The sequence below is a fragment of the Gulosibacter sp. genome, from assembly GCF_052090685.1.
Lineage (GTDB): Bacteria > Actinomycetota > Actinomycetes > Actinomycetales > Microbacteriaceae > Gulosibacter.
The window spans coordinates 59,139-72,977 of sequence record NZ_JBQDBE010000007.1 but is presented as its reverse complement, the minus strand read 5'-3'; the positions used below and the strand labels follow the sequence as shown (position 1 = coordinate 72,977).

Below are 13,839 nucleotides of genomic sequence, written 5' to 3'. Positions count from 1 at the left end.
CGCGCGAAGATGCGCGACCCCGGATTTGGTGTGTTGGTTTGGATGCGGTGTGGGAGCTAGAGCGGGCTCTGCTTGCGGTTAGCTGCGGCCTCGCTCCTCGTAGCCGTAGCCACGATCAAAGCCGTCTCCCTTGCCGTAGTGGCGCGGGCGATGCCGATTTCGGAAGTCACCCTGCGCAGCTTCATGACCCGAGGCCTGCCCACGCCCATGTCCGTGGCCCCTACGACCACGACCTTCACCACCGCGACCTCGGCCGCCGCGGCCATAGCGTCCCGCATACCCATCGGGTGCGTACTCGGCCATGCGCGACATCCATCGATCAAACTGCTCATCGCCCATTCGCGCGCGGGCTTGCTGGCTCCAACGCTCAAACTCCTCGTCGGGAGCCTCCTCGTCAGCGTTGGCTTCACGCTCGGCCTCGAGCTGTTCAATGATGCGGTCGAGATAGGCGCCGAGCTGTTCACGCTCGTCTTCCGAGAGCGAGCCGAATGCATCCGGTCGCTCTGGTCGAAATTGCTCGGTGTTGCGACCTTCATCGGTGAGATGGATGAGGATGACGCGCTTGTCTTCCTCGGAGGGCTCGCGGCTAATCAGTTCTGAGCGCTCGAGTTTGACGAGCAGCTCGTTGAGCGAGGCCACGCGCATGCCGAGGATGAATGCGAGGTCCTTTGTTGGTACGCCGTCCTGCAGCTTGAGCGCTGCCAGGATGCGGCCCTGGCCGCGCGTTGGATCGGCGGCAAAACCCTGTTCGGTTTTACTCGCGCCGAAGTGTGCGTCGAGGCCGCCCCGTCCTGGTCGTCCGCGACGGCCGCGTGGCTTCATGAGATGAGAAATGTGACGAAACTTCTGAAAAAGTGCTTCGGTATCCATAGTGTGGATCCTTTCCTAAGATGATGGTACCTGTTGAACTGGTACCTGATGAAGAATCTACAGGATGCTGTTGGAAATAGCAACAGATGCCTGTTGTTTTCGTTTGGTGCGCATTCTCGCGGCGCTCTGGATTAAAGTCCGACTGGGTGCCTAAAATGCCCGATGTGACAACGGGGTCACTTTTCGGTTGGCGCCAGCGGGAAGGCTGGCGCCAACCAACTGCTTTCTCAGCGCGTTAGTCACCTCGGTAGACGCACCCCGCGCATCCTGTAATTGCTTCGGTGCCCGCATCCTCACTTGACCACGTAAGGGGTCCGACCCCACGCATCCAGTGATTACGGATACGAGTGCGGCAATGTTGCGGGCATGATCATCACGGCGAATGACAACGGCTTCACCCTCGACGAACCTGACGACTTTTCGCGCCTTCACGTGGACGCGGGCGGCCGCACAACCACTGAGCTCACCGACTTGGCAACGAGCAACGTCGAAGTTGTGCCAATTGCCGATGCGGAACACCTGTGGATCGCGATCGGCTTTCTCCGCAACGGCGACTCGAGCGAAGAGCGCAACCAGCAGATAGCGCGACTCGTCGGCTACGGCGAAGAGCACGGTTGGTACGACAAAGAGGCGGATGCGATCCGCGCGCACATCGAAAACCTGGCGGAGTAGTGCGTTGAGGCGTCGCTGGCGGGGCTGAAGCGCCGCTTCGCGGCTGAACTGCTGCTGGCGCGACTGAAGCGCCACCGTTGGCGCAGAAATACCGCTGCTGGTGTCGAGCATCACTGTTGATGATGCAATGCGGCTTCATTGCTTCCGTAAAAATCCACAACGGGGTCTGAGGTCGCTCGATGTCCCCTAATAACGGGACATCGCGCGACCTGGGGCCCCAATGTGGATTTCGGCGACCGCAATCGTTCGGCGCTCGCAAGTTTTCAGCATCCGCCAACCCTTAGCGGGCGCGAACTTTGCCCGGGAATCAGCTCTGGTCGCGCCGCGCGAAACAATTCTGGCCTCGCCCCTAAGAAGGGACGAGGCCAGAGCGCAGTGCAACCTACTTGAGGCGCGCGATCACTTCCTCAGCGAAGGATGCGGTGGTCGCGTTGCCGCCGAGGTCGGGTGTCGAGATGCCATCGGCAAGTGCGCCTTCGAATGCTGCGGTGAGCGCAACGGCGGCGGCGGATTCACCAAGGTGCTCGAGCATCATTGCCGCGGCCCAGAGTGCGCCGACGGGGTTCGCGATGCCCTTGCCGGCGATGTCCGGTGCCGAGCCGTGCACCGGTTCGAACATCGAGGGGAAGCGGCGCTCCGGATTGAGGTTAGCGCTCGGAGCAATCCCGATCGAGCCAGCGACACCGGCAACGAGGTCGGAGAGGATATCGCCGAAGAGGTTCGAGGCCACAAGAGTGTTGACGCTCGTGGGCTTCATCACGAGGCGAGCGGCGAGCGCATCGATCAGTACCTTCTCTACCTGTACCGAGGGGAACTCGGCGGTCGTTTCGGCGACCACTTCATCCCAGAACGGCATGCTGTGGATGATGCCGTTCGATTTCGTTGCGGACACGAGCTTGCCACCGCGCTGCTCGGCCACGGTCGCGGCGTAGCGTGCGACGCGCGTGATTCCCGCGCGGGTGAACACTGCCTCCTGAAGCGCGAATTCGCCGGGAGTGCCGGTGCCGAAGCGACCACCGATGGTGGAGTACTCGCCTTCGACGTTCTCGCGGACCACCACAACGTCGAGGTTCTCGAGGCCCGGCATGCTTCCCTTGATGCCCGGAAGCAGCCGCATTGGGCGCAGGTTAATGTACTGATCGAACTCGCGACGAATCGGAATGAGCAGGCCCCAGAGCGTAATGTCATCCGGCACGTCGGGTGTACCGACGGCGCCGAGGTAGATCCCGTCGCCGCTCGCCATCTGCTCGAGACCGTCCTCGGGCATCATCCGACCGGTCTTCTTATAGAAGTCGCTGTTCCACTCGCGGATGCGCCAATCGACTGAAAAGTCGTGCAGCTGGGCGACGGCGTCAACCGCGCGCATTGCAACATCGGTGACATCGACGCCGATGCCGTCGCCGGGGATGGAGTCGATTACGTACTTCGCGCTCATAGGTGTCCATTCAATCGGAGGGGCGGATGCGTCAGCCGCCTTGAGCGGGCCAGCTTCGGCCAGATCGAGGATGCGCAGTCCACCTGGTGGTGTCAGTTGACGTGTTGTCTTGACTTTACCGAATGCGGCCTCTGATGCGACGGGGTTACGTTGTCGTTACCAAAGTTATTTTGCGGAGACTATGGGGAGAACCGCGTCACTGCAACGATCTGACCGGCCACAAGGATGAGAAAACCATGAGAACGAAAGTAAATTTATAACGAAGGCTTGACCTTATCGTTACATTCTCGTTACTCTCGGTGAGTCCCATCCCACAAGGAGCCTTTTCTTTATGTCGTTTACCCCCCACAAGGACCAGCCAACTCAGGTCGAGAGTAACGAGCTCGCTGAGCTTGTTGCCGAGATCGAGTCCGGCGAAACCCTCACGAAGCTTGAGGATGACTCCTCGCCTCGTGCGCTGGAGGATGCAGCACAATCGAACACCGTAGAACTTGAAACTGAGACTGAGCCGAACGGTGGTATCCAGTACCGCACTCGTCGCGAGCGTCGTGAAGCTGAGCGTGCCGCCGAGGCGCAAGCGCGTGTTGAGGCTTTCAGTGAATCCCTCCGCGCAGCCAAGGCGGCGAACGTGGTCAGCTCCAGCACCGCCGAGGAATCGGATGAGGTAGAGATCCCCGAGTCCTTCCGGGCACAGTGGCGCAGCACCCGACGCAGCAGCGGCCTGTTCGCTGGCCGTCGAGTCAAGGGCTCCACCGTCGCGATCGGTCTCATGGCTGGCACCGTGGTGCTCGGTACCGGCTCCGCAGCTGCGTTCGCAGCAGTGAGCGCTCCCGAGATTAGCGAAGCCGCCGACACGGAAGCCGCATCCGAGACCGCGGTAGAAACCGCGACTGAGGAAGTAGCCGCGGAAGAATCCGCACCCGCTGACGCACAGACCGCGAGCGAAACCAAGCCCGAGATCGAAGAGACCACCGTTGCATCCTTTGACAGCAGCGCGGTCGCCGGTCTCGCTGCGGAAAACGAAACCGTAGTTGAGGAAGAAGCAACCACCGCTTCGGCTCCGTCGGAGGCATCGACCGCAAGCGCCGCCGTCGCCAGCGTCGTCTGGCCCGTCGGCGAGGGCTCCGGTATCTCGAGCGGTTACGGCCCCCGTAACTCGCCCACCGCCGGTGCCTCGAGCTACCACCAGGGTGTTGACTTCGTGCCAGGTTACGGCGTAGCAGTTGGATCGATGGCCGACGGTACCGTGACCAACGTGAGCTACGGCGGCACGAGCTACGGTAACTACATCGAGGTGCAGCACACCATCGATGGTCAGACCGTGACCACGCTCTACGCGCACCTCTCGGCAATCAACGTGTCGGTTGGCCAGACCGTATCCGCCGGCGAAACCATCGGTAACGTGGGCAACACTGGTGTCTCGACCGGCGCACACCTCCACTTCGAGGTCATCGTCGGCGGCTCGAAAATCGACCCAATCCCGTTCCTGAACCAGCACGCCTAAGCAAAGGCTACGAACGCGGTTCGCGCCTCCGCCGCAGGACCGCCCAGATGGCGCCGGCAACACCGATAGCAACAAGCATCCCGCCGAGCCACCACATCCATTGGCTCCCAGACCCACCCCCGTGTGATTGGCCCGCTTCGATCGAAGCGTGTGAATCGGATGGGGGTGGTGTCGTTTCCGCGGGCAGTAGCGCCGGTGCCTCCGGCGACGCCTCGAAAGGGACACTCGGCGGCTCACCGATCGCCGCGAGCGTCGCATCCAACTCGGCAAACGACATCGCCGAACTCGGATCGGCGAACTTCACGGCCATCGCTGCCGTCGGCGCGCGCACGGCAGCCACGACCGCCTCGGCCGAGAGCGCACCCGGAATATCACTCCAAATCGCGAACATGCCACCGGTGGTCGCATCCACCACCTCGGGCTGACCCGCCACTGACGGGAACACCGTCGCATCCCAGCGCTCGAGAATTGCCTCGCCCGTCGGGTAGTAGTACTCGACGCGCTCACCGAGGACGAAGTACAGGAATTCGTCGTTGACGTTGAGGATCTCGTAGCCTGCGGCCGCGAAGTCGCTCGCGGGGATGGCTCCAGGTGGTCGTTGGGTCCAGTAGGCCACCTCAATCTCGGGATCGAGTTGCACGTGCTCGGCGCGCAGCATCCCATCGCTCCAGACGCGCGGCGCGTAGCCTGCATCGCTGATGGTGGCGGCCTGCTCGTTGACGAAGGCGGTGAGCGCGTCGTAGGCGGTCGCATCCGACCCGTATTCCTCGTGAGCCGCCTGGGTGAGCGTCGCAACCTCGTGGTCACTGGCGAAGTTCACAAACTCGTCGCCGCCGAGATGCCAAGGGACTGGTTCGGCGAACTGCGGCTGTTGAAATAGCTCGGTGTATTCGCCCACGAGGTCGTTGGCGAAGTCGATCGCGTCCGGGTTTGTGATGTCGAGCGCGCCGAACACGGTGCCGCCCGCGGCGTCGCGCAATTGCAGCTCCGGGTAGGTGTCGAGCACGTGGTCCAGGTGCCCGGGCATATCGAGCGAGGGAGTGACCCGGATGTGCAGCGAGTTTGCGAGCTCCACCAGTTCGGTGATTTCGGCTTGCGAGTGCGCCTCGGGTGAAGCGATTTCCGGATGCGTGGTCGACTCGATCGCGAAGCCTTCGTTTTCGGAGAAGTGCAACTCGAGTTCGTTCATTCCGAGCCAGCTCATTTGGTAGAGGAGCGCTTCGAGGGACTCGATCGGGTAGTGCTTGCGGGCGATGTCGATGTGGATGGCGCGGACTTGGTCTGCCGGAAGATTGAAGGTGTATTCGCCCGCGGGGATGCTGCCGGTTGCGGCGAGCTGCTGGAGTAGGGGCCTCGTGGCCCGAAAAATCGCGGTCGAGTCGGCACCGGATGCGGTGAGGCCGGCGGTGTTGGATGCGTCAGGGGTTGCTTGTAGGGACACGGTGGTTGAGTTCGTGTCTGGGTCGGGGTCGGTGTCGGTGTCGGTGTCTGGGTCGGGGTCGGTGTCGGTGTCGGTGTCGGTGTCGGTGTCGGTGTTCGCCCCGGCCTCGGAGTCTGTGTTCGCGTCTGAGCCGTCGCTGGAGTCAGGCACTGAGCCGGTGACGTCATCCGCGGTTCCCTCAGTCTGGAGCAAAATGTCCGCAACGGTCGCGCCTGCGAACGTCCCGTCCGTGGCCGCCGAGACTTCGAATATTTCCGGTCGGGTGTCGAGTATGCCGATCGCGACGAGTTCATCAGCGAGTCGGTTGGCCTCCGCCGCGAGCGATTGGTCGTCGATAAGGATGCGCGTGGTTCCGTCGGGTTCCCAACTGCCGGATGCTTCGGTTAGGTCGACTACTTCGCTGGGTGGTGGCAGCATCGCGAGGGTGTTGGTGCCTGCGCTTGACTCGGTGTCGGCGCTGGTGTTTGCAATTCCGTCGTGGATGCCCGAAGTCGAAGTCGAAGTCGAAGTCGAAGTCGAAGCGGAAGCCGCAGCTGATATTGGCATGCCTGCCGCTGCGGAAGAACTCATCGGCAACAGCATCCCCGCCGCCACTGCGGCCATCCCCATCACGATCACGGTTGTACGTCGACTCACAGCTCTCCACCTCATCGCCACCCTTATCACCGCCATCCGTTTCGCCGCCACTGGTTTCACTCCCGCCGGCTTCGCTGATATTCACCTTGCCACGGTTGACGCATCGCCAATCAACGAACCGTTCTTTGCCTGATCTGGACGTGTTCGATCGCGCCGTGTTCGATCTTGCTGCTCTGGATCACGCGCCGTCCGACTATCTTTAGCTCATTCAGCTCCCGCAAACCTCTTCGCCGCAGAAGTAACTTCCGTCCCTCCGCAGAGTGGTCACTGCTTGGTGTTAATTCGAAGAATTCCAACAAGGAGCGACCACTCTGTGAAGCGGGTCGATCTATCCCATTCCAAAGTGGTCACTGCTTGGGGTTAATTCGAAGAATTCCAACAAGGAGCGACCACTCTGCGAAGGGGGAGGGTGGGAGTGCAGCGCGAGGCTAGACGTAGCGGCGGGCGAGGTGCAGGGACTCGCCGATGTACCCGCCGCCGAAGAGGTGGGCGTGCATGATCACGACCCCGAGTTTGTGCAGGTCCACGCGTTCCTGCCAACCCGGCGCGAAGGGCGACGCCTCGTCGTAGCCGCGGTACACCTCATCCAGGTGCTGAAAGCCGAACACCGCGAGCGTGCCGAGATCGGTCTCAGCATGGCCACCGTGCGCCATCGGATCGATGAGCGTCGCCCCTGTAGCCCCATCGTCATAGAGGACATTGCCCGCCCACATATCACCGTGCACGCGTGCGACAGTGTTGCCCGCGGCGGCTACCAGCTCCGGCTGAGCGACATCGAAATCACCCGCGCGTAGCCGATCTGCGAGTCGATCGAACACGGCGTACTCTGCCTTGTCGATGGCGCCAGCCTCCGAAAGCCTGCGCGCGAAATCCAGGATGCGCGAGTCCGCGTAGAACTCGCCCCAAGTCGATGCAGAATCGGCCCGGTCGAGCACAAGCGGAGTCTGCGAATTCCCCACTGACGGACCGCCCACCCAATCTCGGGGTGGGCATCCCCACCAATCGGCGCCCGCCGCATGCGTCACCGCAAGGCTGCGGCCGAACTTCCGCGCAGCCGCAACTGACGCGCGTCCCGAAGGAATGTGCTCGATTTCGAGGCGCGATTCATCGACTGCGATGACGGCGGCCACGTGGGCTCCGCCAGCGGGCTCGGCCTCAGCGAGCCAGCGAAGTCCAGCGGCCTCGCCGAGGGCATTTCCGGGGGTCTTCGTGAATGTTCGCGTCATGCTTCCACGATAGACATCGCGAGTCGATCGTTGGTGGCGCCTGGGCCGTGAACGATCAAGTCAAGGAATCCACGATAGACAGCGGTGCTGGATCGGGGTTCGACCGCGCGCCTGCTACCCCTCCGCGACGAGCCGCAGGCCAATTTCGAGCGGAACCGCCTGACGCTGCCCGCCCGAATGGGTGAGGGCCTGACCATCTGCATCCACCGTGAGCTGGGTGCGATGGCTGTGAAGCGCATCCAACACCGCAGTGCGATGCTGCGGAAGTGAAAACCAGGCAACGTCCGTCCCGCCACCCGCAGTCGGCATTTCTTCCACGAGCTCGGCATAGGGGATGCGCAGAGTCCGCGCCGCAGCAAGGCTCGCCTCGCGTACGCGCACGTGATCAGGATGCCCGTAGCCGCCAGCATCGTCGTAGCTGATGACGAGATCCGGACGGTTGCGCTCAGTTGCCGCCAGAACATCGGCGATTACTTCCTCCACGGATGCCGCGGTGAGGGAATTCTGGTCGCTGGTGTCGGCGGGACCAGCGAGCCCAGGCCGAATCCACGCCATCCCCGAGTCGCGGTACACCCGCGGCTCGAGCCCTTCAGCACGCGCCGGCGGGAGGCCGAGCCAGTATGCGGCATTGATGCCGAGCGCAGCGACGGAACCGCGCAGTTCTTGCTCGCGAACTTGAGCAAGTTCTGCGGGGTCCGTGTCCTCAGGGAGCACTCCCGCGACGATCTCGCCGGCTTCTCCACGGCAACAGGTCACGAGCGTGACACGCACACCACGTTCGTGCAGCTCGCGCAACAGCGCGCCGCCCGCGAGTACCTCGTCGTCAGGATGCGCGTGGACGACAAGTACGTGTCGGGCCGCGTCGAGTGCCTGGGCGGCCGATGTGGCTGCGGCCTCAGACACGGTCGGCTTCGGTCCCAGCCGTGGCTTCGGCCTCGGCATCGGCCGTCGTCGTCACAGCCACTTCAGCAACCACCAAATTGCGGTAGACCTCGAGCAATTGCTCGGCGGATGCTTGCCACGTCATCGCGCGGGCGTGGCGCAGCGCACCTTCGCCGAGGGAGCGTGTCAGCTCTGGATCGAGCAATAGCTGCGTGATCGTGGCCGCCCACTCTGCCGGATCGCGGGTGTCAACGAGCAGACCAGTTTCGCCGTGAAGCACCGACTCCTGCAGACCGCCCGATCGGTACGCAACCACGGGCAGTCCGGTGGCAGCCGCCTCCAACGATACGAGCCCGAACGTCTCGGAATGTGAGGGCATCAAGGCAATATCGGCGGTCCGAAGCGCGTCGGCAAAGGGCTTCCGCGTGAGTGCACCGAGGAACTCAACGTGTTCTTCGAGACCCTCTCGCGCAACTGTCTCGTGCAGTGAGGCCTCATAGTCCAGGCAGTCGGGCGGCGCAGATCCGACAATCACGAAGTCCGGACGAATCGACTCATCGATGAGCGCGAGGGCCTCGATCGCAAGATCAACGCCTTTGAGTGGATGCAGTCGGCCAGCCGCGATCAACCGCTTCGGTCGCGAGTCGGCTTCAGCAGCCGCACCAGCTGCAGCCGGATGGAAGAGATCCGCGTTCACCCCCGGCGGCACAATGAACACCTGATCCGGATTCGCGCCGAGGCGGCTCACGGCGGTGTCCAGCTCGGCATTGCTGATCACCACGAGCGCGTCTGATTCCTTGGCGAGCATTGCTTCGCCCGCGAGCCGGCCCGGCGATTCCGCCCGTTCACCGGCATCAAGCGGCAGCGAGTTGTCTGCGGCAATGGAGTGGAAGCTCTGCACGAACGGCACACCGAGTTCCCGCGCAATCGGCAGCGCCGCTATCCCGGAGAACCAGTGTTCGCCATGGATCACATCAACCTGCAGCTCGCGCAATAGCGGCGCGAGCTGTTCCCGGAACGCCTCGATATAGAGTTCGTGATCGCCCTTCTCAATGGTCTGCGTGGGACCGGCTTCAAGCACGTGTAGGCGCAAATTCGGCGCAATCTCGGCGAGCGCTGGTGATTGCCGATCCTGGCGGCGCGTGATCATTTCGACCTGGTGGCCGAGGGATGCGAGTTCCTCAGCCTGCGCGCGCACGACGACATTCATGCCCCCAGCATCCTTAGTTCCGGGGTCATCAATCGGGGAGGTGTGAAGCACCACGAACGCGATGTGCAGCGGCGTCAGTGCTCGATCGGCAGAACTCATACCCACGAACATACTTCGCCGCGGCGCAGAATGCGCACTCGACAGCGCCAAAGTTACGACTGTGTGCGCAATTAGCGCAGGATGCCTCGCTCGCGGGCTTCCGCAACCGCTGCGGTGCGGGTGGTCACCCCAAGCTTCGTGAACACGTGGCCGAGATGGGATTTTACGGTGGTTTCGCTCAGAAACAGCGCGGCCGCAATCTCACCGTTGGTGTTCCCACGAGCGACAAGCTGCAGCACCTCAATTTCTCGAGCCGATAGCGAAGCCTGGGGCACGCGCATCCGGTCGAGCAAGCGCCCCGCAATCATCGGCGCGAGCGCGCTCTCACCTGCGGCAGCCGCGCGAACCGCAGCCACCAGTTCGTGCGGGGGAGCATCCTTGAGGAGGTAGCCGCTCGCTCCCGCTTCCACGGCGCCCAGGATGTCCGCATCCGAATCGTAGTTCGTGAGCACGAGCACGTACGGCGCCTCCGGAAGCGCCCGAATTGCGCGCGTCGCTTCAGCGCCGCCCGCGGAGCCGTGCGGACCGAACTGCAGGTCCATGAGCACCACATCGGGCAGGTCGCGCTCAGCGATACGAATCGCCTCCTGCGCAGTCGCGGCCTCGGCGATCACCTCGAGATCCGATTCGAGATCGAAGAGCGCGCGCAGCCCGGCCCGCACGATCGGGTGGTCATCGGCGATGACGAGACGAATCATGAGGCTCCTCAAGAGTGAGACGGACAGTAATCGAGGTTCCAGTGTCGGCGGAAGACCTGACGTGGAGCGTACCGCCGAGCTGTTCCACACGCTCCTGAATCGCACGCAGCCCAAAGGACTCCGACTCGGCGGCTGCCTCACTCACGCTCTCCGCATCGAAGCCCACCCCATCATCCTTGACCGAGAACGTGACCGCGTTCTCGACCCTTAACACGGTGAGCGTCACAGTCTGGGCGTGCGCATGTTGCAGCACATTCGCCACGGCACCCTGCGCGATTCGCAGCAGTGCAGTCTGTACCGGCATCGGCAGGCCCTCGCCCTCATCGCCGCGCACCTTTACGGCAAGGCCCTGTGGCCGCCACTGGCTCTCCGCGAGGCGTTCGAGCGCGGCAAGGAGCCCATCAGCGTCCAGATTCGGCGGGGTGAGTTCGCGAATAAACCGCCGCGTTTCGGCAAGGTTCTGGGCCGCGGTATCGCGAGCGAGCCGGATGTGTTCCACACCCGGTCGGTCGGGATCGGCCTGGTCGGCGGCGTGCAAGAGCATTTGGATGCTCGCGAGCCCCTGCGCGACGGTGTCGTGGATTTCTCGAGCCAGTCTGGCGCGCTCCTGCATCACGCCCGCTTCGCGCTCGGCGGCGTCGAGTTGGTCGAGCGCGGCACGCAGCTCACGCAGGACCTCTTCGCGCTTTTGCACCTCGCGGTGGAGCGCACGAATGGACAGACCGATCGCAATCGCCACGGCGGCACCCACGCACGGCCCCGCGAACACGGCAAGGCTGAACCCGTTGTGATAGCTCAACGCCGCGATCGCTATCCCCGTGGTCAGCAGCACCGCGATGGTCCCGACCACCGCTCCGAGGGCACGCAGATACAGGAAGAACAGCGGAAAGACGAGGTAGGCGCCTTCGGGAATCAGCATGACCAGCACCGCCCACAGCACCGTCAGCCCCGCAAGCCAGAAATACCGTAGCGCGCCCGCGCTTACTCGCAGCCCGAACGCCCACCGTTGGCCCGCGAAGTAGCCCAGGACCAGCAACCCGCAGAGCACCGGCACCGGGATGCTGTGGCCCGCGGGTTCTTGAATGCTCCGGTAAATCGGCAGCACCGCGAGACCGAGAAAGAGCAGGGACAGCCCGACCTCCATCGCGACGTCAACCCGCGATGGAAGAGAACTGCGCATAGCCGAACCCTACGCAGCCCGCCGGCTGCGAGCATCCTCCAAAAGAAGGAATGGCCGACTCTACTGTCGGCCGGATGCGACCCTGCGGATGCTCGATGTTCCGAAGCGCGGCGAAGACGAGTCTGGATGCAGTCACCCAACCGGTGGCAAGAAAGGAACGCATTATGTTTGTCGCCCTTCGCGACCTGCGCTTCGCCCGCGGCCGATTCATCCTCATCGGCTCCGTCGTCGCGCTCATTACTGTGCTCGTCGGATTCCTCAGCGGTTTGACGGGGGGACTTGCGAACCAGAACATCTCCGCCGTGGTTTCGATGCCCGGTGACCGGGTGGTCTTCTCGACGCCGGAACTGGTCGAATCGGGGGCCAGCTTCTCGGATTCCGATGTCACCGAAGACCAGGCCACCGCGTGGGCCGACACCGAGGGCGTCACCGCAGTCGAGCCGATCGGAATCACCCAGACCCGCGTGGAAACCGCGGATGCGCGCACGAGCATCGCGCTCTTCGGCGTCGAACCCTCCTACGCCGACACGGCGCCCACCGACTCGAATATGATCGCGCTCGCGGAACCCGCAGCGGCAGAACTTGGCGTCGATGTCGGCGACAAGGTCACCGTCGCCGGCCACGAATTCACGGTTGAGACCATCGGCGGCGACTGGTGGTATAGCCACACCGCCGTTGCACAGATCACGCTCACCGATTGGCAACACTTCGCGGCCGCGACCGGGAACCCGGATGCGTACGCCACCGTGCTCGCGGTCTCGGGCAATCCCGATTGGGAAGCCGCAGACGCCGCGCACGGCACCTCGGCAGAGGACCTTGTCGGGACGCTGCTCGCACTGAGCGCATTTCGGTCGGAAATCGGCTCGCTGCTGCTCATGGTGGGGATGCTCTTCGGCATCTCGGGGCTCGTAATCGGCGCCTTCTTCACGGTGTGGACAATGCAGCGAAAAGGAGACGTTGCGGTGCTCAAAGCACTCGGCGCGAGCACGCGATCTCTCGTCAAAGACTCCCTCGGGCAAGCACTTATCGTGCTGTTGCTCGGTATCGGGATCGGGCTCGCCGTGGTGGTTGGGCTGGGACTCCTCGCCGGACAAGCGCTGCCGTTCGTACTGTCACCGCTCACCACGCTCGTTCCGGGCGCCATTATGACCCTCTTGGGCCTTGCCGGAGCAGCCTTTGCCTTGCGCTCCGTCACATCCGCAGATCCACTCACCGCACTAGGGAGCAACCGATGATCCGTCTCGACCACATCACCCTCACCTTCCCCGATGGGGAATCCCGCATCACCGCCGTCGACAACGTCTCGCTCACCGCACATCCCGGCACCGTCACCGGCATCACCGGACCGAGCGGCAGCGGCAAATCAAGCCTGCTGGCGGTGGCGGCCACACTCATCCGCCCCGATTCGGGGAAGGTCATGATCGACGAGATCGAAGCCTCCACCCTAAGCCTCGATGAAGCCACGGCGCTGCGGCGCGAGAAGATCGGCATTGTCTTCCAGCAGTCGAACCTCATCCCTTCCCTCACCGCGCGGGAGCAGCTGTGCGCAATGAACGAACTCGGCGCTCGCGGAAGTCGGAAGCGGCGTGCGAAAGCCGCTGACAGAGCCGATGAGCTGCTGGCTGCGGTTGGCCTCGCTTCGCAAGCAGACAAGCGACCGCACCAGCTCTCGGGCGGCCAACGTCAGCGCGTGAACATTGCGCGAGCGCTCATGAACGACCCGAGCGTGCTGCTCGTTGACGAACCCACGAGCGCGCTCGATCAAGACCGAGGCGAGCAGATCATCCAGCTCATTCTCGATCTGACGGACCAGCTCGACACCGCGACGATGCTCGTCACGCACGATCTCGTGCACCTGCCGCAGATGCACTCGGTTGTGGAATTAGTGGATGGGAAGCTGGCGCAAGCTGATCTTGTGCCGGTTCACTAGTTCGGCGGCGCACTGGTCCGGCTGAGCACTGGTCCGGATGCGCGTGCGTCCATCCA

General features: G+C 63.3%; 13 protein-coding genes. 5 read left to right on the top strand and 8 right to left on the bottom strand.

Annotated elements, in window-relative coordinates; genetic code table 11:
• Positions 1-78 precede the first annotated feature (78 nt).
• Positions 79-870 (bottom strand): MarR family winged helix-turn-helix transcriptional regulator, encoded by a 792-nt coding sequence (locus tag ACTHXA_RS06120; protein ID WP_441670417.1) that lies wholly within the window; start codon positions 868-870, stop codon positions 79-81.
• Between the two features lie 366 nt (positions 871-1,236).
• On the opposite strand from ACTHXA_RS06120, the gene ACTHXA_RS06115 reads away from it, so the two are divergent.
• Positions 1,237-1,542, top strand: a complete 306-nt coding sequence (locus ACTHXA_RS06115; protein WP_441670415.1) for a hypothetical protein — start codon at positions 1,237-1,239, stop codon at positions 1,540-1,542.
• A 382-nt stretch (positions 1,543-1,924) separates the two neighbouring features.
• Here ACTHXA_RS06115 and ACTHXA_RS06110 read toward each other — a convergent pair whose 3' ends face one another.
• On the bottom strand, positions 1,925-2,977 hold the full coding sequence (locus ACTHXA_RS06110; protein WP_441670413.1) for a tartrate dehydrogenase: 1,053 nt from the start codon (positions 2,975-2,977) through the stop codon (positions 1,925-1,927).
• Between the two features lie 331 nt (positions 2,978-3,308).
• On the opposite strand from ACTHXA_RS06110, the gene ACTHXA_RS06105 reads away from it, so the two are divergent.
• On the top strand, positions 3,309-4,481 hold the full coding sequence (locus ACTHXA_RS06105) for a M23 family metallopeptidase (RefSeq protein ID WP_441670411.1): 1,173 nt from the start codon (positions 3,309-3,311) through the stop codon (positions 4,479-4,481).
• Positions 4,482-4,488: 7 nt separating this feature from the next.
• On the opposite strand, the gene ACTHXA_RS06100 is transcribed toward ACTHXA_RS06105, so the two are convergent.
• On the bottom strand, positions 4,489-6,339 hold the full coding sequence (locus ACTHXA_RS06100) for a family 20 glycosylhydrolase (RefSeq protein ID WP_441670409.1): 1,851 nt from the start codon (positions 6,337-6,339) through the stop codon (positions 4,489-4,491).
• Positions 6,340-6,352: 13 nt separating this feature from the next.
• Here ACTHXA_RS06100 and ACTHXA_RS06095 point away from each other — a divergent pair, with 13 nt between their 5' ends.
• Positions 6,353-6,691, top strand: a complete 339-nt coding sequence (locus ACTHXA_RS06095) for a hypothetical protein (RefSeq protein ID WP_441670407.1) — start codon at positions 6,353-6,355, stop codon at positions 6,689-6,691.
• Between the two features lie 295 nt (positions 6,692-6,986).
• Here the strand turns inward: ACTHXA_RS06095 and ACTHXA_RS06090 are convergent, their stop codons facing one another.
• From ACTHXA_RS06090 to ACTHXA_RS06070, 5 genes are all read right to left on the bottom strand, one after another.
• On the bottom strand, positions 6,987-7,784 hold the full coding sequence (locus ACTHXA_RS06090) for a fructosamine kinase family protein (protein ID WP_441670405.1): 798 nt from the start codon (positions 7,782-7,784) through the stop codon (positions 6,987-6,989).
• Positions 7,785-7,898: 114 nt separating this feature from the next.
• Positions 7,899-8,687 (bottom strand): PIG-L deacetylase family protein, encoded by a 789-nt coding sequence (locus ACTHXA_RS06085; RefSeq protein WP_441670403.1) that lies wholly within the window; start codon positions 8,685-8,687, stop codon positions 7,899-7,901.
• Positions 8,680-9,975, bottom strand: coding sequence for a glycosyltransferase (locus ACTHXA_RS06080; protein WP_441670401.1), 1,296 nt, complete (start codon positions 9,973-9,975; stop codon positions 8,680-8,682). Before ACTHXA_RS06080 ends, ACTHXA_RS06085 begins: the two co-directional genes overlap by 8 nt.
• Before the next feature lie 71 nt (positions 9,976-10,046).
• Complete coding sequence (locus ACTHXA_RS06075; RefSeq protein ID WP_441670399.1) at positions 10,047-10,673, bottom strand: response regulator transcription factor; 627 nt, start codon at positions 10,671-10,673, stop codon at positions 10,047-10,049.
• The gene (locus tag ACTHXA_RS06070) at positions 10,648-11,853 is read right to left on the bottom strand and encodes an ATP-binding protein (RefSeq protein WP_441670397.1); all 1,206 of its coding nucleotides are present in this window, start codon (positions 11,851-11,853) and stop codon (positions 10,648-10,650) included. Before ACTHXA_RS06070 ends, ACTHXA_RS06075 begins: the two co-directional genes overlap by 26 nt.
• A gap of 164 nt (positions 11,854-12,017) precedes the next feature.
• Here ACTHXA_RS06070 and ACTHXA_RS06065 point away from each other — a divergent pair, with 164 nt between their 5' ends.
• A complete protein-coding gene (locus ACTHXA_RS06065) occupies positions 12,018-13,088 on the top strand; it encodes an ABC transporter permease (RefSeq protein ID WP_441670601.1) in 1,071 nt (356 codons plus the stop codon).
• Positions 13,085-13,783 (top strand): ABC transporter ATP-binding protein, encoded by a 699-nt coding sequence (locus ACTHXA_RS06060; protein ID WP_441670395.1) that lies wholly within the window; start codon positions 13,085-13,087, stop codon positions 13,781-13,783. The genes ACTHXA_RS06065 and ACTHXA_RS06060 overlap by 4 nt, the downstream gene beginning before the upstream one ends.
• The last annotated feature ends 56 nt before the right edge of the window (positions 13,784-13,839 follow it).

Coding starts and splice junctions, on each gene's coding strand:
- ACTHXA_RS06090 (WP_441670405.1), bottom strand. CDS start 7,784: ATGACGCGAACATTCACGAAGACCCCCGGAAATGCCCTCGGCGAGGCC.
- ACTHXA_RS06060 (WP_441670395.1), top strand. CDS start 13,085: ATGATCCGTCTCGACCACATCACCCTCACCTTCCCCGATGGGGAATCC.
- ACTHXA_RS06075 (WP_441670399.1), bottom strand. CDS start 10,673: ATGATTCGTCTCGTCATCGCCGATGACCACCCGATCGTGCGGGCCGGG.
- ACTHXA_RS06065 (WP_441670601.1), top strand. CDS start 12,018: ATGTTTGTCGCCCTTCGCGACCTGCGCTTCGCCCGCGGCCGATTCATC.
- ACTHXA_RS06115 (WP_441670415.1), top strand. CDS start 1,237: ATGATCATCACGGCGAATGACAACGGCTTCACCCTCGACGAACCTGAC.
- ACTHXA_RS06080 (WP_441670401.1), bottom strand. CDS start 9,975: ATGAGTTCTGCCGATCGAGCACTGACGCCGCTGCACATCGCGTTCGTG.
- ACTHXA_RS06100 (WP_441670409.1), bottom strand. CDS start 6,339: ATGCTGCCACCACCCAGCGAAGTAGTCGACCTAACCGAAGCATCCGGC.
- ACTHXA_RS06105 (WP_441670411.1), top strand. CDS start 3,309: ATGTCGTTTACCCCCCACAAGGACCAGCCAACTCAGGTCGAGAGTAAC.
- ACTHXA_RS06070 (WP_441670397.1), bottom strand. CDS start 11,853: ATGCGCAGTTCTCTTCCATCGCGGGTTGACGTCGCGATGGAGGTCGGG.
- ACTHXA_RS06110 (WP_441670413.1), bottom strand. CDS start 2,977: ATGAGCGCGAAGTACGTAATCGACTCCATCCCCGGCGACGGCATCGGC.
- ACTHXA_RS06120 (WP_441670417.1), bottom strand. CDS start 870: ATGGATACCGAAGCACTTTTTCAGAAGTTTCGTCACATTTCTCATCTC.